Source organism: Ochrobactrum quorumnocens, from assembly GCF_002278035.1.
GTDB classification, from domain to species: domain Bacteria; phylum Pseudomonadota; class Alphaproteobacteria; order Rhizobiales; family Rhizobiaceae; genus Brucella; species Brucella quorumnocens.
In genome coordinates this window covers 1542744-1565904 of sequence record NZ_CP022603.1, presented here as the reverse complement: position 1 = coordinate 1565904, position 23161 = coordinate 1542744, and the positions used below count along the sequence as shown (strand labels likewise).

Below are 23161 nucleotides of genomic sequence, written 5' to 3'. Positions count from 1 at the left end.
ACGATTGAGTTCGTGCCCGACATCCTCCCGTCGGGCACGTTCCTTCCTCAACTGCCTACTGACCTCAATCTTTGGCCTGCCGCATTCTGCCTTAAAAATGCGTCCGGGTTTGCATTTCCAACAAGAATGAAAGGGCGCTCGCATTGAACCTCGACCATTCGGCGGACACTGAAAGCAAAACTGAGAACCTCTCCATTTGCCGTCTTTGCGCCGATGTGGCTGTGGTCATCTGGGATATTCCCGGCCCGGCTCGCTCAACGACCAAATGCACGCTGGACATGCCTGTCCAGCCCGTTCCCCTACTCAGCATTGGCATTCCGCTCGAAAGTGGTGGTGTGCGCATGTTCTGGGCCATGCGGACTGGCACCGAACCAATCGAATTATCGCTGTCGGCAGGCTCACTCGGGCCCACCGCGCAAGCGATCCTTTATCCGGCGAATGAACTTGCAGCTTTCGACGTGCATCACGTCGTCAGCGATCTCACATTGCCCGGCCATATCAAGCTTCTGACCAATGTTCTTACGACATGGCGCAGCACATTCAGGCTCTCACGTAATCAGACATTTGCATCCCTCGTGCGTGATCTGACCTTCGCGCTAACACCAGAACCGCGTGAAGCGCAATATTGCGGCGAACCTGTTCAAGGGCATCATCTGCTGGAGACCGCTGTTGATCCGATGCTCGGCGAAGTTTCAGCTATTTACGGCGTTACAGCGGGCAGTGTGATGGTGATCCCACCGCGCTTTGTCGCGGGTAAGCAAGCGCGCAACGCGTGGCAACCGTGCCATTTGCTGGTGGAAGCTCCCCAGGATCTGCCGTCTTCACTGTTGCTGATTCTGGCGGGACAAAAAGGTGTCGCCGTGCGCAAATTGGCGGCACGCTCAGCTGAACAGACAAACTTCGTCAAATGGTGGAGCAAATGGCAAGGAAATGGCGATTTACGCGAGTTCCTTGTTCGTCAATTGGGAAAACTCAGTGCTGCGGGCACTGCTGTGGCGATTGATTTGCAGACACGTTCTGCGCTCCCTGTTCGTCAAATCGCACAATCAGCAACACATCCGGCAGCCGAAATCGACCTTGCTCTGGCATTGGATGGCGGGCTGATCGTTGGCGGTTGGATGCACGATCCTGCCAATTTGCTTGCTGATATCGAATATCTGCCTGAAAGTGGCAGCGCAGTTTCCTTGAAGCCGCATTTCCATAAATTCGCGGTCAAGATTGCAAAGCGTGAAGATACGCCACAGCAAGATGTAACGGGCTTTGTTGCTTGGTTGCCATCGGCGAAAAATCTCGGGCCGCTTTTGCAGCCGCGCTTTCAGATGCGTCTCTCATCCGGCGCAACCGCACCTCTGGTCCCTGCGCCGCAACCCTTCGAAGCTTCTGCGCAACGCAACAGAATTCTGCGTTCAGTTCCACCACAGCAAGCGCGACCACATGTGTTTGAGCAGATATTGGCTCCTGCCCTGACCGAAGTTGAGAAAAAGCTTGGCGCGACAGTAAGAATTGCTGAAGTCAAAGAGTTTGGAGAGACGCCCGCTTCTCCGCTCGCTTCCATCGTCATCCCACTTTATCGAAATCTCGATTTTCTGCGGTTTCAGTTCTCATCAATGGCAACCGATCCCTGGCTGATGGAAAATGCCGAATTCATTTTCGTACTCGATTCTCCTGAAATTCAGGACGACACAGAACATATGTTGGGTGGCCTGCATATCCTCCATGATATGCCATTCAAGCTTGCTATCATGAACCGCAATAGTGGCTATGCTCGCGCCTGTAATGCGGGCGCAAGCCTTGCAACTGGCACCACCATCGTCATGCTGAACTCCGATGTGGTGCCGTCCGAACATGGCTGGTTGCAGCAGCTGATCCAGCCCTTGTTCGATGAACCCAAGCTCGGCGCAATCGGCCCGCGCTTGCTGTTCGAAGATGGTTCTTTGCAACATGCCGGGCTCTATTTCGCCCGTGATCGTCAGGGCATTTGGCTCAATCATCACTATCACAAGGGTATGCCTGGTAATTACGCACCTGCGCGCCGTGCGCGCGACGTTCCGGGTATCACCGGCGCATGCCTAATTACCCGGAAGGATATCTTCGATCTCGTGGGCGGCTATAGCGAGGATTATGTCATTGGTGACTACGAAGACAGCGATCTGTGTCTGAAAATCCGCCAGCTTGGCTTCCAGATATTCTACGAACCAGGTGTTGCCCTTTACCATTTCGAGCGCCGCTCCATCCGCCGCAGTGTGGACTACATGCGCGGCCTCGCCAGCCAATATAATTCCTGGCTGCACACGCAGCGCTGGGACGAAGAAATCACAGAACTGATGACGCCACCTCAACATGAGAACCCAATGGCGGTTCCTTCGAATGTGATCGTGGCCAAATCTGAAAGGAGCGCCGCTTGACCGAAGTGGTAATGCTGAAACAGCCAGAACCTGAAGCCAAACCAGCAATACCCGGAGAACAGATTGAGTGGCTGATGCAATCTGTTTTGAAGAACCGTTTTCTGCCTTCGCCCGACCCGAACAGCGTTTTTGTTGGCGATGGAGATTATCGTGCGGTTGGCGCCGAGTTTCTCGGCCATTTCATCCGCAAAGGTGGCTTGAAGCCCAATGCACGGGTGCTTGATATTGGATCGGGCATTGGCCGCATGGCGGTGCCACTGACGCAATATCTCGATATGGCGAAAGCGCGCTATGCCGGTATCGATCCGGTATCAGGCGGCGTCAATTGGTGCCGTCAGAATATCACTTCGCGTTACCCAAACTTCGAGTTCCGTCATATCGATATCGCACATGACCTCTACAACCCGAAAGGCACTGTGAACGGTCTGAGCCTGACACTTCCGTTTGCGGACAGAAGCTTTGACTTTGTTATCATGACGTCTGTGGTCACGCATCTGCCGTCTGATGAAGTGAAGACTTATCTCGAGCAGGTATCACGCGTACTTGCGCCGGGCGGCAAGCTCTTCATGACCGCATTCATCGTTGATGATATCGCCGCACGCGACCGTTTCGGCAAACGCGACAAGCGCCTCGCCTTTGAACGTCATGGAGCGGGCCCATGCTGGTTTGTGCCAGAGCTTCCTCCTCTTGCAGCTGTTGGTTTTGAGAACGGCTTTCTCGACCGCGCTCTTGCAGGTGCCAAGCTGGAACTTGAAACGAAATCCTTCGGGCATTGGCGTGGCATCGATGCCGATCATTATCAGGATGTTTTCATCGCTTCGCGCGGAGGTGCCGCCTGATGGCTCCTCGCGTTCTCATCGCAGCTCACAATCATCCATCGCTTCATCCGGGCGGAACGGAAATTTTCGCCCATGACCTGTTCCGCGCTTATCAGCGTGCAGGATGCGAAGCGATGTTTATGGGTGCCACCAACAAGGTGCATCGTGAAGCACGTCCCGGCACAAGCTTTCAGAGCATCGGCAACGGCGGCGATGAAATTCTGCTGTGGTCGGGGCACTTTGATCGCTTCTACATGAGCCAGATCGATCTTTACGGCATTGTGCCGGATATCGTCGAACTGCTGCGCGATTTCAGGCCGGACGTCGTGCATCTGCATCATTTGTTGCTGCTGGGTGCGGAGTTCCCGCATATCGTGCGCCGCACACTGCCTGATTGCCGCATCGTTCTGACTTTGCATGACTATTATCCCATCTGCCACCATGATGGGTTGATGGTGCGCACCACCGGCAAAGAGCTGTGCCATGGTGCAAGCCCCGACCGTTGCCATGCCTGTTTTAAAGACATTGCGCTCGATAAGTTCGTATTGCGGGAAAGGCACATCAAATCGCTGCTCAGCGCCGTCGATGCCTTCGTCTCACCAAGTGAATTTCTCAAACAGCGCTATGTCGAATGGGGTCTGGCAGAAGATCGCATTGAGGTCATTCCCAATGGCCAGCCCCAACGGCCAGCAGTCGAATTTCGACAGCAGGAACGGACAAAGCCAACCTTCGGCTATTTCGGCAATCTCAATCCATGGAAGGGCACAACAGTCCTGCTGGAGGCAGCTCAACAACTGATTTCCGAAGGCTTTGATTTCGAGCTGCGTGTTCACGGAGCAGCACCCTTCCAGAGCGAAAGCTTTGTCAGCGAAATCGACCAGCTTTTTGCGAAAACATGGCCGGTCGTACAGCGTCGTGGCGCTTATCGCCGCGAAGACATCGCTCAACTCATCCAGTCTGTCGATTGCGCAATCATGCCCTCGATCTGGTGGGAGAATGCGCCGCTCGTCATTCAGGAAGCACAGGGACAGAACCGCCCTGTCATTTGCAGCAATATTGGCGGAATGGCCGAGATGATCACTGATGGCATCAATGGTCTGACAGTCCCGCCCAATGATCCGCTGGCGCTTGCCCAAGCAATGCGACGCATGGCGGAAACCCCGGATCTGCGCCAATCGCTTGGCCAAAATGCGCGGCACCCGGACACCATTGACACCACCGCAACCCGCTATCTCGACATGATCGGGGCATTGCGGGCGGCTCGTGTCGAGGCAGCATGAGAGGTAGATCATGAACATCGCGACCAAAATTCCATCCGAGGGGGCACAAAAGCCGGCTGAAGCACAGAGTGCTTCGCCGACACCTCAAAGGACCGAAGCCATGAAAGGACGCGTTGACGCCATCGAAGAAGGCCGCCTTTACGGCTGGGCGTTCGATCCTTCCTACCCGACCGAGCGGCTCATTATTCGGGTTCTGCTTGATGACAAGCCAATTGCCGAAGCGCCTGCGGACAAGGATAGGCCTGATCTGAAGCGCAATGGCATCGGCGACGGAATGCACGCATTTGAGGTGATGTTGCCTCAGTTTGCAGCAGCCCGTGCAGGTGAACTGGTCGTGATTGCTGCCAATGCAGCAGGCGTAGAACAGAAACTGCGCGTACCAAAGCCCGATGAGCAGGCAGCAGAAGCGCTGATCGCAGCGCCAATGACTCGCATTCTCGACAAGCTCGACATGCTGATGGCAGCCCAGCGCCAGTTGCAAGTGAACCAGCGCTCGCTGCAACGCACAGCCCCCACCATAGACAGCACCGGCAATACTTCGCCCACTGACCTGCTCGACATTGCCGGTTCAGTCGATACCCTGCGTACCGATCTGCACCAGCGCATGACCGAGCTTGATGTGCATATCATGCGCATGGATGGTGTCGTTGCCGGTCTTGAACAGCGTATGGAAGACGTGCGTAAAAGAAGCAGCGGAGACATCAAAGTTCTTTTCGTGCTCGCGGCCGTCTTAACTGGTTTTGTCGCTGGCGCTCTCCTCACACTCGCAGTCATGCCGTGAGGATTGTTGCATGACACAGGATGAAAGGCCGAACATACAATCCGCTGCCAGAAATGGCCGCACGGCCGACCGCCCTCCCATGATGATGGAAGGCGAAATGGTGGTGGGGTGCGTGATTGAGGACACGCTGGTCCTGGTGCTCGGCATTGGAAGTGCGACCACCGATCAGGTTACAGCATTTCTCAATGGCGACCCGGCGATGAGCGTGAAAACGAGCCTCATAACCTGGCCGTTAAAAGAGCCATCGCCCGCCGGAACACATGGCTTTGTCGCAATTGTGCCGACGAATGTGTTGCGTCGCGGTATCCTCAAGACCATCATGTTCCAGCATCGGGCAAAGGTTGCGCGCTATAATTTTGCATCGCGCTCGGCATCTGTTCCAGATTTCGTGGCGATGATCGGAGATTTATCCGGGCAGAACCTTTCAGGCGTCATCGATGAACTCGTTGAGGGATTGATTTCCGGCCCTATCAGCCGAAAAAAATTGTCCGCGATTACCGTTCTACTGCAGGCGGGTGCACGCTCGGACGGATGCATCGAACTGATCGGTGGAAGCGACGAAGGCGATATTTTCGTCCAGGGTTGGGCGCAGGATTTGACACCTGCGGTAACACGCCTTCTGATCAGCGGTAAAAATTCCTCACTCGCCGAATGCTCGATCAGTGTTTTTGCACGCCCTGATCTTGAAGAACAAGCCTCTGGCTTTGCCGGGCTTCTTCTCGCCAATGAGCCAGTGGAAGCCAATGATATCGAGCGTATTTTGTTTCGCGGTCGACGCGGCTGGCGATTTACCGAAGTCTATGATCGCAGACTTCTCTCCGGCTCGCGCGAAACACCGGCACATATCAGAGCCATCCTGCCGCGCGTGCGCAGTTCCACCGACATTCTGTTGCGCCTGCGTTCTGCCGCCAATCGTTTCGATGGTGCAGATACCGTCTCCGGCCTGCCGTTTCCCGTTCGCATGGGCATCGACAATGTCTTTCGGGTTGAAGGAAGTGGCATCCTGATTTCCGGCTGGCTGCTTGATCCCGACAGTCACGTTGAAAGCGTGCGGCTTCGACGTCATCGCGGCGACATCCAGATCGACACGACTTGGACGCGCATCGACCGCTCCGATGTGACACGCGAGTTTGATAATCATCCGCCGTTTAATGCTGGGCTTGACCCAAACCGCCATGCCCATGGTTTTGTGGCCTTTGCACCAGAGCTTGCTGGCGACAGCACGTCCCCCTTCTATCTTGAACTGGCAATCAGCGACGGACGCCGCGCATTCTTTCCGCTGACTCCAACCCGTGTAACGTCGCGCGATGCCATCGTCCGGCAACTGCGTGCCACCGATCCGAATGCATGGGCGTTGCGCCACATCGTCGATCAGCAGCTTGTGCCATTGTTGCGCGGCGTCAACCGTCCTGCCCCGGAAGTCTTTGGCGTGGTTGATCTTGGTCCCTTTGAGGACGCGATCGGGCCAGCAATCATCATTGGTATTGACGAACGCGTCGAAGAAATCGAACCGCTGCTTGCTCTGCTCGCACTTGACCCTGAAACGCGGATCGCACCGATTGTAATTGCAGCTGCGACCGAGATCATCGACCGTATCGGCGTACAGATCAGACGGCTTGCCGATTTTTATCGACTGCGCATCCGATTGGTTTCGGCCAATGGATCAGAAGATCTTTATGATGCGCTTGAAGTCGGCGCGCGAACGGTTTCCACCGATCAGGTCATCTTTCTCGCTGGTTCTTTGTTGCCGCGCCGTTCGGGCTGGCTCAACAAATTGGTCAGTGCCTATGAGACGCATAAGGATTGTGTCCTCTCTCCGACGCTTGCCTATGAGGATGACTCGATCCGCTGGGCGGGAACATGGGTGGCAGGGCCACAGTCAGACCGCGCCCTCATCAGCCGGTATGCCGGCTACCCGATTGACGCCATATCGGGCATGCAATTGACTGAGGTGGCAACAGCAACCTTCGAATGCTGCATCATGCCCCGCGAAGCTTTATTCACCGCTGGTGGTTTTACCCGCGGTTATCTCGGCACCCATGAAAAGGGTCTCGACCTTGGCTTGAAGCTCAAGCAATCCGGTCTGCGTTCCTATTGGCTGCCTTCCGCACAGATGCTCGGCGCGGATGATGTTTCGGTAACGGACAAAGCATCCACCATCGCGCTTATAGAACGTATCGATCGTCAGGTTTTTGATGCTCGCTGGTCTTCAATTCTCGCAGGCAAGCGCAAGGTCGCGATGGAGGAACCCGCATGAGCGAAAAACTCCGTGTTCTCGTCATTTCCCATGCACATCCGTCAATCTCGCTCGGCGGCGGTGAAATCGCGTCCTACAATCTGCACAAGGGATTGAATGCGACACCGGGCGTGCAGTCGGTTTATCTGGCGCGCGCCAGTCACCCAATCCCCCGCCACGGCACCACAGCGCTGATGAGCATGCGACGCGCCAGTGACGAGATTCTGTTTCATGCCGACGAATATGATCACTTTTATCTGTCCAACAAGAATACCGACGAAATCCGCCGCGATCTTTTGCGGTTCGTGCGCGATTTCGATCCCGATATCGTTCACTTTCACCATGTGCTTGGTCTCGGCCTTGAAACGCTTTATGCCATCCGCGAAGCGCTGCCGGATCGCATCATTCTGGTGACGTTCCATGAGTTCCTTTCCATCTGCAACAATGATGGCCAGATGGTGAAGGCTGGCACGTCAAAGCTCTGCAATGAGGCGTCCCCAATTGATTGCCATGCTTGTTTCCCTCAGATCCCGCCTGCCCGTTTTCTGAAACGTGAACGCTTTGTACGCGGCATGCTGGAGCTAGCTGATGCTTTTGTGTCGCCGAGTGAGTTTCTGGCAAATCGCTATCGCGAATGGGGGATCAACCCCGACAAGATGGCGGTTATAGAAAATGGCATCGCGATCACACAAACAACGCCGCCCCGCGAGCTGACGGGACCTGATCCACGCCGCAGCCGCTTTGCCTTCTTCGGACAGATCAATCCATTCAAGGGCATCGATGTGCTTATCGATGCGGTGTCGCGCGTCCCCGAACAGGTCTGGGGCGAGGACTCCCGCCTGATGATCTTTGGCGGCAACCTCGAAAAGCAACCGCCGGCCTTTCAGGAACGCATGCAGAAGCTGATTGAGGAGGCAGGTCCGCGGGTTCGCTTTTATGGCGCTTATCAGAATGCGGAAATGCCACGTCTCATGCAGTCGGTAGATTGGGTAGTCATGCCCTCGATCTGGTGGGAAAACTCCCCCATCGTCATTCAGGAAGCCCTGCACCATCGCCGTCCGGTCATCTGTTCCAACATTGGCGGCATGGCTGAAAAAATCCGTGATGGTGAAGATGGTCTTCATTTTCGTGTTCGAAGCGCAGAAGATCTGGCCGACCGCTTTACAGAAGTGCTGAGCGATCAGAACATCTGGAACCGCTTGCATCAATCCATCCGCAAACCGGTTCACTACATCGACTGTGCGAGCGCACATCTCGATCTTTACAACCAATTGCGCGAGACCAAATCTCGCAGATTGAAACCAGCGGTCACAGAACCCGCACTTTCTCAGGCAAGCTGAGCCTGGCTCGCCTGCATCTGTTTATAAAAGAAGGAATAGCCTATGGCACGCGCCCTCGTCATGATCCCGGCAGGAGAAGTGTACGATCACGACAATGTCCGCTGGTATCGTCATACTGACGTGCAGGGCAGCATCAACCACTATCACAATATTGGCGACGCATTCGTTTTTGAATCTTCTCTGAAACTCATGAATTACGAGAAGGCGTCCGAGCTGCCGATTACCAATTTTTCACCCGAAAAGATCGATCAGCTGCGGGAAGAATATGATTATGTGATCCTGCGCGGCTCTAACTACATCAATAAAGATATGAACTGGCGCGACACGATCCCGGTGCTCCAGCGGTTGAAACTCCCGGTTATTGCATTTGGCGTTGGCGCGCAGGCTCCGATCAGAGGCGAAATCCAGCTTTCTGAAGAAACGAAAGCCGTGTTGCGCATGATCGCCGATTCAACTGTTTCTGTCGGTGTGCGCGGGGCTTATACAGCGCAAGTGCTCAACGATATTGGCATTCAGAATGTGCGTATCATTGGCTGCCCGACAGCGTTTCGCCGCAACAATCAGCATCTGCGCATCAAACTGCCCCCGCTCGAAGAGGTCAAACAAGTGGGCGTTACGGTACGCCGCGAAGTTTCGCCAGCTTATGCGCAGGACATTGAACAATATCTGACCCGCCATCGGGATCTTATCCGCACAATGGCTGGACGTTTCGATGTGACATTGATGGCGCAGGGTGAAATAGAAGAAAAGAAGATGGTGTTCGGCACGCCCGAACAAAAAGAGGAAGCGATAGAAGCTCTCAAAGCACATCGCTGGACGGCTGACTGGTATTTCGATGACGAGATAGAGAACCTTTATCGCCATCGCATGTTCTATTCGGATGTCGTGGCGGATTACGAAAATCTCGTGCGTGAGCAGCAACTAGTCCTTGGCTACCGCCTGCATGGCAACCTGATGGCGCTCGCCAACGGCATTCCATCAATCTATTTTACTTATGACAGCAGAACTGCCGAGTTTGCCGAAACCTACAAAATCCCGAGCTATGATGTCTTCAGTGACAAAGAGTTCCGTTTGGAAGACTATTGGGACCAGTCATTATTCGACAAATATAACCGCGCCTGGTTTGAAACCTATGCCGAAATGAAGCAGTTTCTCGATGAAAACGGTGTCGACAACAAAATGACCGACACCGGCCTGCCAATTGGAGAATTAAAGGTAGCCTGAAGCTTATTGCGGTTTGGCTGGACCACCGGCTTTATGCTCTTCGGGTTCTGGCTTGCTCAGATGCACTTCAAAAGGAGCAATGAGCTTCTTGGGCTTGTCGCTTGTCATATCTGGCGTGAAAGGCGGAAAGGCTGCACCAGCGGTCGGAACTTTCAATGCTGCAGCATCGACGAGATCGTCGCCTGAACTTTCAACGAGCTCGACATCAGAGACGGTTCCATCCGGTGCCAGATAAAAGCTGATCTTCGGTTTGAAAACACCGTCGAGTTCAAGAGGGCGGAGTTCGCGCGACAGAAGAGCCCCATAACGCCGGAGGATGCGGACGACGGCGCTTTGCCATTCAGCCTGATTGGTGATCTGAGGCGCTTCAGCCTCAGATGCTGCGGCTGGCGCCGTAACACGAGGCCCTGTCTGTGCAATAGATGGTAAACTGTAAGATGTCGCGGTCAGCAAAGAACCAAGCATCATGATCAGGCGCAAACTCGTTTGATTTTTCATTCTCATGATCCTCAATGTTTGATCTTTTACCCTAGAGCGCGTTTTTTGATCTGATTGGATCAGATCGGCGCTCTAAGCAGCAATCATTCTTATCCGCTGCGTGATCGGGAAAAACCTTATAACTATCCCTGCAGTCCGAAAACCGCATCAGCAATATCGGATTGGCTCACCTTTTCAAACTTCTCGCCAGCATATTCAGTCAAGAGCACGCCGACTTCTTCGATACCCAGATCATCAAGCTGATCCGGTGTGCCGAAACCATATTCCATATGCCCACGCCCGATGATGCCGACGACGAGCGCTGCTGGCTTTTCTTTGAGATGTGCCGCTATGTTGCAGGCAAAAGCCCGATCCCAGGTTTGCTGCGCACGAACAAAGCGGTCAAACTCGGGTGCGTCGGCAGATTTTCCCTGCATAAACGGCGGCCCGCCATTGGTCAGGCGCAAAAGATGTTCGCGATGCGCAAGGCTCGCAGGACGTGCCGGGGTCAAGCCGTCGCGATCTTCTTCCGCAATTGCTTCCCAGCCTTCTTTGCCGACACGAGTTACAAGGTCACGACGACAATTGAGCGCCAACATTTTGACGTTAAACTCACGGCAGAAATGAAACAGCGGCCAATAGAGATCTGCATCAAAACCCCAGACCTTGCCCCATTCGGCCTTCTCCAAAAACAGCTCGGCCTCAAGTTTGCCTGCCACCCATTCATCAAGCACCGGCTGAATTCTTCGTGGAAACATCTCAAAGCCAACGGCAAGCTCATCGCGAAGAGCAAGAAGCGAGGCAGAAACATTCACCTGCCAACGGTGAATATCGTGTCGATCATGCTGTTCGCCCAAGAGCACCACGCGCTTCTTGGCCATTTCATGCATGACCGATTGATGCGTGCGAGCTTGCGCCGACTTTGGACCAACCCAATGTCCGGCTTGCACCGATAAAGGCTCTATGCTCATCGAAACGCGTCCTTTTTCCCCGACACAACGAGACCCGTTAGCTGACCTGTCCCATTAAGAGCGTGAAAGCGGTATTCGTCTCCTTCTTCAACCTCATGCCACGAAGCGACGTGACCCGCTTTGAGATGCAGATGAAAGTCGGGTTTCATCACATTGATAAAGCCACGGGACAGACGCACCTCCGGCATTTCGCCCGACCATTCCTGCTTGAAGGCTGGCAAATCGAGCGCAATGCGCACCTGTGCCTTATTGCGCTGAGCTGCCGCAAAAGGCTTCAAACCGGGTTCGTCATCACCGACTTCCAGCGCTTCGCCAGTACCGCGATCTTTGTCTTTGGGTGGAAGAGCGGAGAACGCAAAGCCATTCAGAGCCTGATCGAACGGCTCCACACCATCAAAGCCGATCACGCTGCCGATCATACTCTCATCTTCGGCAAGAAGATCAATACGGGGATAGACCTTCTCCTGCATCACACTACTACGATCCGCGATAAGCGACGCAATTGTCGAAAGATCGATGCGCGAATGATGCTCGCTGCTGGAGAAATAAATCCAGCCGTCACGAACCTCAACCTGCTCCACCACACCGATACGCTCGTGTGTCGCGCCGCCACTTTTGGAGTTGATCATAAGCTTGCCCATTGAAGGCAGTGTCTTCAGAATATCAGCCGCATCGGCCAGAAGTTTTACGCGGATTGGTTGTTCGCCCATAATTTCCTCATGCTGTTTGGAGATCAGACATCTCGGACCGCTTTTGCGTAGTGCTAAAAGTTTCAAGGTCGATGACGCTGTCGATGACAAGATTTGCAGGCTCGTGATGAGCCAGAATGACGATGGTTGAAGTGGGCAGTTCTTTCCGCAAAAGCTCCAGCAGCTCGGCCTCGGCAATCTTGTCCAGTGCACTGGTGGCTTCATCGAGAAACAGCCAGTCAGGCTTAATCAGGATTGCACGCGCAAGAGACAGCCTTTGCATCTCACCGCCAGAGAGTGTTCCCGGCGCTATATGTTCGTCTGAACGCGCATGCGGCAACAGTTTCGAAAGCCCGACCTTTGCAAGTGCTGCAGCGATTTGAGTCTGATCAAAATTTTCCGCAAAAAGCGGATAGGCTACAGCATCGTGAAGAGGGGCGTTCGGCATATAGGGCTTTTGTGAAAGCACCAGTATTGTCGCATCAGGCCGGTGGAGCGTTCCGCTCGCAAAATTCCACGCGCCGGCAATGAGCCGAAGCAATGTCGTCTTTCCTAATCCCGAACGACCTCGTAACCAAACAGTTTTGCCGGGTTGGATATCGATATCCGAAATTTTCAGCAGATTCTGCCCATCTGGCGTCTTTAGTTCGACATCACGCAAATGGAGCGATGAATGTGTAGGGTGTGCAACTGATAACTGCCCCTCCCCACCAACAGTTTGAATAGCATTTAAGAATCCAGATAGTCGGGAGACCGCCGACACGAGTTCAGCCAATGTTTTATATTTGAATATGAACCACGAGAGGTTGGTAGAAACATGCGAGAAGGCTTGCCCGAGCTGCATCAGCCCACCAAATGTCACCGTTCCTGCAAAATATGCCGGTAAACCAAGAAAGGTTGGAATTTTGAAAATGCTGTGGCGATAGGGAAATGTGAACACGCCGAGCTGCACCTGACGGAAGACCAATCGGAACCAGTTCTCACGGACAGCAGAAAATTTATCTGCCAGGATCTGCTTCTCGCGCGATTCACCATTCATCACGGCGATATCGCCAGCATGCTGACGCACATGCGCCATAGCAAAGCGAAAGTCTGCTTCTTTTTTCTGTTGCTCAACGAATGTTGCTTTCAGACGCCGCCCAAAGAAATGCGTCATGAATGACGAGATGAACACATACAGGAAGGCTGCCCAGAGCATGTAACGTGGAATGGTGAGATCAATGCCAAAAACACTGAAGCTCAGCGCATAAGTGGAAAGTCCCCAGAGCACGATGATATAGGAAAACAGGGCTATTATTGTCGTGATAAGCCCCACACCTTCCGTCAATGTATGTTTAACAAACAGCTCGCAATCCTCGGCGATACGCTGATCCGGATTATCGGGCTTCTGTCCATCTTTGCGGATCGCCAGATGCCAATAAGCTTTGTTCGCCATCCAAGCAGAAATAACTGTCGCCGTAAGCTTCTCACGCCAGCGGATTTTCAATGTGCCCTGAAGATATTCCCCACTAAGGCCAAGACACGTGTTGATCAGGACGATGAGCCAGAAAACCCCGATTTGATTGATGGCATCTGAAACATTGCGTTGCTCAAGAGCATTATAAAAATCTGCGGTCCATTTGATGAGCCAGAGACCTGTATAGATACCAACCAGTTCCAGGGCGAATATCAAAGCCAGAAGCAGCCAGCCGAGAGCCTTCCCCTCGCCGGAATTGCAATATTTGAGCAACTGCCAAAATTGTTTAAGCACAGTGAGCATAATCAACCGATACTGACATGAGAAAGCCGGAGCAGCTTTAAACCTGCCCCGACATGTTGATCATCAATGGCGATCAGAAACGCATCGTGGCGCCAACCTTGAAGGTGCGGCCCGGCGCAACCTGCATTTCCAGAGGATTGACATTGGCCACCGACGAAGTCTCAGGCGTGTTGGCATAACCTGTCAGCGTATTTGGGAAATAGCGCTTGTCGAAGATGTTCTCGACACCGAAATTCACATCAATATGCTTGGTTGGCGACCATTTCGCATAAGCATCAAACACTGCGTAGCTTGACGGTTTGAAGGCATCTTCGTCAGCACGACGCTTCACACCCGATGCGAAAGTTCCAACAAACTCTGTTTCCAGATTCCAATCGGGGATGATGTAACGCAGGCCCAGAACCGTGGTCAGCGGAACAGCACCATCAAACGGCGTCTTCTCGGAACCGGCGTCGACACGCTGATCACCGCGCATGTAAGAAAGCGCCGCATTGGCGAAAATGTTATTGTAAACTTCGTATTCGCCGCCGAACTCAATACCCCAGACCTTTACGCTCTCGACATTGTCAGAGGTGTATTTATCGGCTTCTCCCGGAACGCGCTGCAGGCCACGGATAAAATCCTTATAATCCGAATAGAATGCGGAAGCGCTGAAATAGCCGCGATTAAATTCGCCACGCAGACCAGCTTCATAGCTACGAACAAATTCCGGCTTCAGGTTCGGGTTTGGAATGACCTCAACCATGCTCGTTGCGCCAATAGAGGTGGACGAAACAAAGAGCTGCTGAGCGGTGGGCATTTTGAAGCCCTCGCCATAGGAGGCGAACACCGAATAGGTATCGTCTAGCTTATAGATTGCACCGAGACGCTTGATCAGACGGGTCTCATCCAACTTTTCAGGCTCAAACCCATCGAGCGAAACATAGCCATCATCCTTGGTCGGATCGATGGAATAGGTTGCCAGACGCAATCCGGGTGTCAGCGTGAGGCGTTCATCCAGCAGCTTGATTTCGTCCTGAACATAAAAGTCCGCTCGGATTGTATCGACTTTGGGGAAATTGAAACCCTGTCGCGGCGTAACCGTCGTTATACCAGTGTTGAGATTGGTGGTGATATTCTCACCATCATAATTGCTTTTGGTGATATCGCCCGCGAAACCATAGATGAATTTATGGCTTGTCTGACCCAGATCAAATGACGATGTCAGCTGAACGTCGGCCTGTAGAAAATCCTCGCTATAATTTCGAATTTGAATGCGCTTTTCGCGTCGCGGCGTTGCCAGAAGCGAGTAATTGCGAATCTGAGTGCTGGTCGTATCGCGCTTTTGCGGTGAATAGGAAATGTTCCATTTCACCTCATCCAGCCATGATGCGCCCACCGTCCAGCGATGATCCAAAGCAAAGCGCGCGCGCTGCATTTTCAGCGAACGATCCCAGCTCTCGTTTTCATAATAGAAACTGTAATAAGCAGGCATGCTTGCATAAAGCGGATTGGCAGCACCGGAATCGTATTTCTGATCGACGTCGGTATTCCGCTCAAACCACTCGCCAGTCAGCTTGAATTCATGATCAGCAGACGGATTCCACTGCAGTTTCATCAAGCCATTATAAGCGTCGGTATCCATTGGAAATGCTTTGTTGCAAGGCCAGATGGCCTCACGCGGACAACCCCAGATGCCACCATCAGCCCGTGCCTTACGCATGTCCGGCTCAGATGAACTCATATGTCCGAAACTGCCAAGGATCTTGAAGTCTCCGGCTTCGGCCGCGCCGGTGATCTGTTTGCGGAACGATTTGTCGAAGCTGTCATAGCTGAACTTGGTTTCGACGGCCCATGGCTTGGTGCCATCCAGAAGATCATCCGCATCAAGCGTCCGGAAAAAAACGACACCGCCCAATGCGTCTGCGCCCCATAGAACGGAGTTCGGCCCGCGCGTGATCTCAACCGATTTCATATTAAACGGATCAACGAAATCACGACTACCATCGGTGGTACGCTCCTGAACGCGCGCACCATCGACCAGAATTTGCACACGGTTGCCGCCAACACCGCGAATATTAAAACTGTTGAGCTGTCCAAAAGGATTGGTGAGCGATGTCTGACGATCAACGCTCACGCCCGGCTCATACCGCACCATATCCTGAATATCGCGCACCTGATGCCGGTCGAGCGTGTCGCGGTCGATCACACTGATCGACATTGGAACATCAAGCACATTCTTGGCAGCGCGCTCGGCAGAAAGTGTAATCGTCTTGAGCTTGATAGGCTCAGAACTTTCGTCTTCTGTGTTCTGGCTTTGCTGAACGGCATTTGTTTTTGGAGCCGTTTGAGCATGGGTCTGCGAAGCGACACAGAGCACCATAGAAGCGGAAAGCATATTCAACCAATGACGATTGACGGATATTTGGAAAGAGGAAGTCCTCAGCATGATGTCCCCGAGATAAGCATTGCATGATCGCTGGCTTGCCTATCGGGACTTGCTGGCTAAAAGTTGAGTAAACCGCTCAATATATTATTTTCAGATTGTTTCAACGATTTCGGCCCGTTGCTAACAAGAGTTGAAATTTTGGAGATGACAGAGAAGCAATTTTGCAACACTTAAAGTAGGCAAACGCCGTGCCGTAAAGGCAAAGCACAAGGGTATTTCTTCCTTTAAAAACGAAAAACACGACCTCGTCTTGTGAGCGCTGTCGTGTTTGAGGCCATGCAATAAGAGGCTAAACTCATCTCTCTACGACACCGGAGTGCACCCCACTGCACTTCACAAGTCGGCTAGTTGGATTTAGCCATTTTAAACTGCGGGGGGAAGCAAATTTAAACGTGGAACGGTGCCGGCCTCATAAAGAATAGCGAAAAATGCTGCCTTAAGTGCTTGTAAAAGCCAACATTGATACGGGCAATCACCATCTCTGCCGCACGACCTGTCTGGGTTACGTTCTTCAGATATCTGGCATCAATGTCGGGAGAAAGGTCTACAGATAGCGTTTTCACAGCAATTTCCCTTTCAGACATTGAAATTATGATGCGATTTTCTCCAAATGTTGGGAACATATTTCTTCGATTTCGGCGATAAGCAGGTTCGTTTGCTGGAGGAGCCAGCGCAAGGCTTCTTCGGTTATATCGAAATGCGGAGAATAGCGGGCCTTCACATAAGCCTCGTTGACGATGTTGAACCAAGCCTTGTAGCGCTGCTGATCCTGCGGCCAGGCCTTGGCGAGCTCATTCCTTTGTCCTTCCGACAATCGCCGCAAGAATTTCAGATTATGCGAGGCTGGCGAGTAATTTGTGGTTACCAGCAGAAAGCTTGAATATGCCTGCTCGATTGCTTGGTGGAGCAGGAACGCAGCTTCTTTTAGGTCTCCCTGATTAATGCCAAACTCTGAGAATCTAGTAAACGCGCGCGCATGCGGCAACCTGTCGTGGAAATACTCTTTCGCAACGCGATAGGCATCCTCCGGATTGAGAGCCCCAGGCTGGGCGAGAGGTTCGGCGTCGAGCTCATAAAGCACAATACCCTCGCGACGAATATCGGTGAAGAAGTACCGTCCTTCCTTAATGCGTGAATTTACCTCCCGCAGCGAATGCACAATGAAGTTCACCGGCGTTTGCACATCGCGCATGCGCATCAGACGATCTTCTGATTTGTGCCAGTAGGTTTCGAAATCCGCGAGTTTACGATTATTGACAATGATCAGCAGATCGAAATCGGAGCGATAACCTTTACCGGTATGCGGCTCATCAACCTGTGTACCGCGAGCGTATGATCCGAACAAAACAATCTTCAAGATACGGCCGCGCTTCTTGAAATCAGCAGAACCTTCCTTCAGCGCATCTTCAAACTCTTCCAGAAGCACCTCTACCACGCGCCGCAGCTCGTGCTGCTTTACATGGGGAAGGTGATCTATACGGTCTTTCATCAGCACGGGCGCACCTGTCAATTTAAAGGAAGGCCGAACAACAGTTCTGTGTTTCGGTCAAGGATGCAAAATTCGAAGCCGGGGATCAACAAAGGCTTTGCAAAGTTTCGGCTAAATTTGCTCCCAAATGAAACCTTCAAAGAAGATACGTGATGAAAGACACCCATTTCCCCGAACATCTTTCAGTGCATTCTTGAAGGAAACTGCAAAGCTCCAAACCTCTCCGAGCCGGTCAAAAAAGCATAGCCGAAGGTTTCGATTCTTGCCACAACTAATTGATTCTGTTAGTTTAGGAGGATCGAATTTGTGACACATGCCAGGGACGAGTTCACAGCCTATGCTGTTTCAAAAGCCACTTGCGGCTTCTCCTAACGTCCGGCTCAAATCAGTTCATCCCCTGCGCCGGACGCAGGAGGAAATGATCGTGTTGCAAATATCGAACGTCAAAGCCGCTCGGGAATTTTTACAAGAAGATGTCATTCTAAAGGGAGCAGATGAAAGTCTGATCGCCGATTCAACGAGACGAATTTATGCCGACACAGCGCCAACCGCTGCGGCACTTTTTGCACTCGACGCGTGGTTTGAGGACGACCAATGGAATTTTCAGTTCTGGACGCGGATTTTTCAACGGCTCATGAACTAGCAATCACGGCCACGGCTCGGCTGATTGATCCAGAGCATACCCCCGTGCGTGAACGGTCCTGATCAGATTAGGGCCATAGTCGGCCAAGGCCCGTCGGAGGTGGCCGATATGAATGTCGACCGTGCGGGGCTCGACGTTGGCCCCGTTTACCCAGACCACGTCGATAAGGTCTTGCCTATTCCAGACAACCTCTGGTTTTTCCATGAGCGTTTCAAGCAGTCGAAATTGCAATGGGGTCAGATCTATATTGTGTCCATTTCGAAAAACCCTGAACTGTGGGCGATGCAGCAAAAGGTCATAATAAGTCAGGATGGTTTGGGTTGATCCAGGTTCATTTTGGGGATTCAAACCTGTGCGCTGCTGCTGGAGAAATCGCAGCAAAACGAGCGGCTCGAATGGCCATTTCAGTATCAGATCAAATCGATCATATATTTCAGTTTCGTTCCTCACGTCTGCTCTCGCCAGAAGGACGCTCGGAATGTCGGGACCGAATTCCTTGAAACGTAGAAATTCTGAAAACCGATCGCCGGCTTTGTCTAACAACAATACGGGCGGTGTTCGCTCACTCTCGGTTTCAGTCGCGATATCCGCATCGATACCTGCCGAAAGCTCTGCTTCAAACCCTTCCACTGCAAGCAAGTGGCGAAGCAGCAGAAACAATTGCGGATCTTCGGTGAATATAAGAACCTTGGGCATCACATTGACCGTCTTTCAGAGCCGTCACAGCGGGACGAATTCCCCCCCATTCACATCGATTGTGGCACCATTGATGAAGCCAGCATCGTCCGACACTAAGAACGCAATCAAATTCGCCACGTCTTCTGGGTTTCCCAATCTTCCGACGGGAATGCGTGAACGCGCATGCTGGTTCACATCAGAATCAATTGGACCAGTCATTCCGGTAACAATATGCCCAGGCGCGACGAGATTAGCCGTCACACCGGTTCCGTTAAGTGTCATGACCAAAGAACGAAGACAGCCCGCCAGCGCCGCCTTCGAGGTTGTGTAAGAAGCTCCTGCCAGTTTCGGTATCGTCCTACCAGCTATAGAGCCGATCAATATAATTCGACCGAACCGCCTTCTCATAAGATCGGGCAACACATACTGACAACAAAGGACCGGTCCCATTAAATTCGTAGAAAGGACCTGATTCCATTCCTTAAGTGGTGTTCCCATAAATGGTGAAGCTTGGCCATCTGCATTTTTTGGCGATATGCCAGCGTTACAGATCAGCGTATCTGGCGACCCCCAGTGGTTCCGCACTGCATCAAAAAAGTCAGCAATTGCTGTCGGCTCGCTTATATCAACACAGCGATGAAAGATCACATCTTTACCAAATTCCGCAGTGAACGTCTCAGCCGCCGCGTCCACGCGGCTAGGAGTTTTTCCAAAGAAAGCTACTCGGTAGCCTTCCATCGCCAGTCGGCGGACCGTCGACAACCCAATTCCTGAACTTCCTCCGGTTACCACTGCTATACGTTGATCGGTTTGAGCAATCATGCCGCCTGGTCCATTGCGGCAAAGAGCGAAAGCGGCGGATGAGCCTCGGGGTCTGTAACGACTTCAATCAAAGATGGAGTGGCGCTTTCAATGCTCAGTCGCAATTGCTCGGCAAAGTCAGCGGCGTTATCTACCGTTGCGGATCGACATCCACATGCCGATGCGATTGCTGAATGCTTTACGGGTGCGAAATGACATGCCGTGGTGTACTGACCGAATTTGACGGTTTCGGCATCTTTTTGGAAGCCAAGGATGCCATTGTTCAGAAGAATGATGGTTACGGGCAGTTGCATGCGCGTCATGGTTTCAAGTTCGGCCCAGCTATGCGCAAACCCGCCATCGCCAACGACCGCTATAACCGGCTTGTCCGGCCGGGCGACTTTTACGCCCATAGCCAGTGGCAGCCCCCAGCCAAGACCGGCCAGCCCGCGTGGTGTGATGAACCTGCTTCCCACTTGTGGGCAGCGCAGCTGGCCAACGACCCACATGGAAGAATAGCTTGCATCCGCCACGACCGTCACGTCGTGATCGAGCCAGGGTTGCAATTCCTTCATGATGCGCTCAGGTCGCATAGCGCCCACACGATCAGCCAGAACCGGCTGGCGTGCCGCATCATATTTCGACCAGAAGCCCGCAATTCTCTCTTCATAGGCCGTGCGCGACGTATTTCGATGCAGGAATTTCTTCTTCGACAAGGCATCGCATAGGGCAGTCAGCGTTTCTCGCGCGTCGCCTTGTAGACGTAACGCCTCGAAATTGCGCCCGATTTCTACAGGATCGATGTCGATATGTATGACCTTCGCTGAGACTGGGATCTGCTGCCAATTGTCGGTCCCGTTTTGATTGGTGCGCGTCCCCACTAGGATAACAAGATCGGCTTCATCCAAGAGCGCGCGGCTGTGGAATCCGAGCGATCGTGGGCCGGTCAATGATCCGAGAACCCCGGCAGATAACGGGTGGAACTCATCAACTGAGCCTTTCCCCATATTGGTCGTGAATACCGGAAGAGAAGCGATTTCCTGTAGTCTAGCCAGTAGTTGAGCGGCACCGCCAGCATGGACACCACCACCGGCCAGCACAACAGGGTTATTTGCCAGCGCGATAGTCTCTGCTGCCGCTTCGATCAATTCATCGGATGGACGAAAGCGGTCAAGTGGCCAGTTGCCAAGACATGATGTTCGTGGGTTGGCGCTCTTTAGAGCCGGACTGCGCAAAAGGTCTGCGGGTAGCAACAGTGCAACCGGACCTGCTCTCCCGCTCGTAGCCGCGGTGAATGCTGCATCAATATAGTCGTCGACCCGCTCCGCAACATTAAGTCTACGGACCCATTTTGTGCAGGATTCAAAAAGCGCTATCTGATCGATATCCTGAAAGGCATTCTTGTCCGTCTGGTTTCGCTCCACATCCTGAACGAGTGCAACCACTGGGATGCTTGCCTTCATGGCCTCGGCTAATGGTGGAACAAGTAATGTTGCAGCAGGGCCGTTCTGCGCCGCCACAACACCGACCTTTCCTGAAACACGTGCATAGCCATCTGCCATCGCCCCGCCCATATTTTCCTGTCGATAGGCGATCTGACGGATGCCTCGCGCTTCGGCGGCGAGAATTACGGCGGACGGCAGACTTTGTGCAAAGATTGCTTCGACGCCGTGTCGGATGAGGGCTTGCGCGATACGATCAGCCACACTTTGTGTAATTAGCGTATGTTTCATGGAAGGTCCTCCCGAACCGGGTTATTTATGAGGAAATCATCGAATAGGGACGCAATAAGATCGACTTCTTTCTCAGTCATTGGGGTCGACAGGCTGGCCGCAGCGCCAAATGGCAACAGCACCCCATTTCTTTCAAAATGCCGCGTTAGTTCCCGCATTCGCAAAGCCTCATCCTTTGACACGATGGCATCGCGGTAAGTGGTTGGCGTCACACGTTTGGGATGAATACGAAAGAGTGAGGCAGCACCTGTCACGCTGTAGGGCGCCTCCCTGGACTGGGCGATCAGTGACAGACGCGCACGCAAGGAAGAACCAAGATTTTCGAGATGCGCGAAGATACTGGGGGTTAATGCACCCATCGCAGCGATACCTGCAGCCATTGAGATTGGATTTGCTGAGAATGTTCCGCCTTGCGGAAGTGCTACATTTCCATCCCGCTTCTGAAAAACAGACATCACTTCGGCGCGCCCGCCGATCGCTCCGATAGGAAAGCCACCACCTATGATCTTGCCCGTGGCTATCAGATCCGGTTTGAACCCGTAACGGTCGGAAGCACCCGCATAACTCTGCCGTATGTTCAAGACTTCATCGGCTATGATCAGAATGCCTTGCTCTTTTGCAAACCCGGTCAGCGTCTCAATAAATCTTTGATCAGGTTCAAAGAAACCAGCTCGGCTGGGCATCGGATCTATCAATATGCCAGCAATCCGCTCTTTGTTTTCTTCAAGACGCGCAACCATGCCCTCAATCTCATTGAATTCAAGCACAATGACGTCGTCGCCGACACTTGCAGGAGCACCATTATAAACAGGGATGGGGACGAACTGACCGGAAGTATTGCTCTTGTAACTACCAGCTTGGCCGACTTCTGCCCAATCGTATGCGCCGTGATAGGCTCCCTCAAAACGCACGATCGCAGGCCGACCAGTAAAGGCTCGCGCCGCCTTGATCGCAAACATTACGGCCTCGGTCCCGCTATTTACGAAGCGTACCATCTCCATCGCCGGAATACGGGAAACAAGTAGTTCAGCAAGAGCAAGCTCGTGCTCGGTCGGATTGGAGAAACATGTTCCGTCCCGCAATAGCTTCGCGACCACTTCAACCACAGGTCGGAAGCCATGTCCGTGAATAAGCGTGGTGAAATTGTTGTTAAGGTCAAGGAGCCTGTTATTGTCCACATCGACCAGATAGGCGCCTTCACCACGCTCGATGTAAATCGGCACTGGATCTATATCAATCGTGGCACGTGACACACCTTGTGGCATGAGATCCAGACCGCGTGCGTAGAGACGCGACGATTGAGCTTTGCGTACTGGATCATCACAACGTTTTACGTGATTGGGTATCATTGTGTGGGCCCTTCAAAAAAGCTTTGGCCAACGCGTTTGCGTCAGCTTTGCATTTTTGTT

General features: G+C 52.8%; 18 protein-coding genes. 8 read left to right on the top strand and 10 right to left on the bottom strand.

Annotated features, from left to right (window positions below; translation table 11 throughout):
- Window positions 1–143 precede the first annotated feature (143 nt).
- From CES85_RS07365 to CES85_RS07335, 7 genes are read left to right on the top strand one after another with little or no spacing between them, the layout of a single operon-like run.
- Window positions 144–2405, top strand: coding sequence for a glycosyltransferase family 2 protein (locus CES85_RS07365; protein WP_095445277.1), 2262 nt, complete (start codon window positions 144–146; stop codon window positions 2403–2405).
- Entirely contained in the window at window positions 2402–3244 is an 843-nt protein-coding gene (locus tag CES85_RS07360) for a class I SAM-dependent methyltransferase (protein WP_095445276.1), read from the top strand. Before CES85_RS07365 ends, CES85_RS07360 begins: the two co-directional genes overlap by 4 nt.
- Window positions 3244–4503: a glycosyltransferase family 4 protein gene (locus CES85_RS07355; protein ID WP_095445275.1), complete on the top strand. Its 1260-nt coding sequence runs from the start codon at window positions 3244–3246 to the stop codon at window positions 4501–4503. Before CES85_RS07360 ends, CES85_RS07355 begins: the two co-directional genes overlap by 1 nt.
- A 10-nt stretch (window positions 4504–4513) precedes the next feature.
- Entirely contained in the window at window positions 4514–5284 is a 771-nt protein-coding gene (locus CES85_RS07350) for a hypothetical protein (protein WP_095445274.1), read from the top strand.
- Window positions 5285–5294: 10 nt separating this feature from the next.
- A complete protein-coding gene (locus tag CES85_RS07345) occupies window positions 5295–7541 on the top strand; it encodes a hypothetical protein (protein ID WP_095445273.1) in 2247 nt (748 codons plus the stop codon).
- A complete protein-coding gene (locus CES85_RS07340) occupies window positions 7538–8860 on the top strand; it encodes a glycosyltransferase family 4 protein (protein ID WP_095445272.1) in 1323 nt (440 codons plus the stop codon). Before CES85_RS07345 ends, CES85_RS07340 begins: the two co-directional genes overlap by 4 nt.
- A 42-nt stretch (window positions 8861–8902) precedes the next feature.
- A complete protein-coding gene (locus CES85_RS07335; protein ID WP_095445271.1) occupies window positions 8903–10084 on the top strand; it encodes a polysaccharide pyruvyl transferase family protein in 1182 nt (393 codons plus the stop codon).
- 3 nt (window positions 10085–10087) lie between these two features.
- Here CES85_RS07335 and CES85_RS07330 read toward each other — a convergent pair whose 3' ends face one another.
- The 6 genes from CES85_RS07330 to CES85_RS07300 form a co-directional block, all read right to left on the bottom strand.
- Window positions 10088–10582 carry an energy transducer TonB family protein gene (locus tag CES85_RS07330; protein WP_157743425.1) on the bottom strand — a complete coding sequence of 165 codons (495 nt, stop codon included), beginning with the start codon at window positions 10580–10582 and terminating at the stop codon, window positions 10088–10090.
- Window positions 10583–10704: 122 nt separating this feature from the next.
- Window positions 10705–11532: a ChaN family lipoprotein gene (locus CES85_RS07325; RefSeq protein WP_095445269.1), complete on the bottom strand. Its 828-nt coding sequence runs from the start codon at window positions 11530–11532 to the stop codon at window positions 10705–10707.
- Entirely contained in the window at window positions 11529–12242 is a 714-nt protein-coding gene (locus CES85_RS07320) for a hypothetical protein (RefSeq protein ID WP_095445268.1), read from the bottom strand. The genes CES85_RS07325 and CES85_RS07320 overlap by 4 nt, the downstream gene beginning before the upstream one ends.
- 7 nt (window positions 12243–12249) lie before the next feature.
- Entirely contained in the window at window positions 12250–13971 is a 1722-nt protein-coding gene (locus CES85_RS07315; RefSeq protein WP_167388256.1) for an ABC transporter ATP-binding protein/permease, read from the bottom strand.
- Window positions 13972–14053: 82 nt separating this feature from the next.
- Entirely contained in the window at window positions 14054–16408 is a 2355-nt protein-coding gene (locus CES85_RS07310) for a TonB-dependent hemoglobin/transferrin/lactoferrin family receptor (RefSeq protein ID WP_095445266.1), read from the bottom strand.
- A gap of 589 nt (window positions 16409–16997) precedes the next feature.
- On the bottom strand, window positions 16998–17897 hold the full coding sequence (locus tag CES85_RS07300; protein ID WP_095445264.1) for a nucleotidyltransferase and HEPN domain-containing protein: 900 nt from the start codon (window positions 17895–17897) through the stop codon (window positions 16998–17000).
- Between the two features lie 337 nt (window positions 17898–18234).
- Here CES85_RS07300 and CES85_RS07295 point away from each other — a divergent pair, with 337 nt between their 5' ends.
- Window positions 18235–18540 (top strand): Y4oE-related protein, encoded by a 306-nt coding sequence (locus CES85_RS07295; RefSeq protein ID WP_244923177.1) that lies wholly within the window; start codon window positions 18235–18237, stop codon window positions 18538–18540.
- A 3-nt stretch (window positions 18541–18543) separates the two neighbouring features.
- Here the strand turns inward: CES85_RS07295 and CES85_RS07290 are convergent, their stop codons facing one another.
- The 4 genes from CES85_RS07290 to CES85_RS07275 are packed head-to-tail and all read right to left on the bottom strand — an operon-like array spanning window position 18544 to window position 23101.
- Entirely contained in the window at window positions 18544–19236 is a 693-nt protein-coding gene (locus CES85_RS07290) for a winged helix-turn-helix transcriptional regulator (protein WP_095445263.1), read from the bottom strand.
- 24 nt (window positions 19237–19260) lie between these two features.
- The gene (locus CES85_RS07285) at window positions 19261–20040 is read right to left on the bottom strand and encodes an SDR family oxidoreductase (protein WP_095445262.1); all 780 of its coding nucleotides are present in this window, start codon (window positions 20038–20040) and stop codon (window positions 19261–19263) included.
- Window positions 20037–21752 (bottom strand): acetolactate synthase catalytic subunit, encoded by a 1716-nt coding sequence (locus CES85_RS07280; RefSeq protein WP_095445261.1) that lies wholly within the window; start codon window positions 21750–21752, stop codon window positions 20037–20039. Before CES85_RS07280 ends, CES85_RS07285 begins: the two co-directional genes overlap by 4 nt.
- A complete protein-coding gene (locus CES85_RS07275; RefSeq protein WP_244923176.1) occupies window positions 21749–23101 on the bottom strand; it encodes an aspartate aminotransferase family protein in 1353 nt (450 codons plus the stop codon). Before CES85_RS07275 ends, CES85_RS07280 begins: the two co-directional genes overlap by 4 nt.
- Window positions 23102–23161 lie beyond the last annotated feature (60 nt).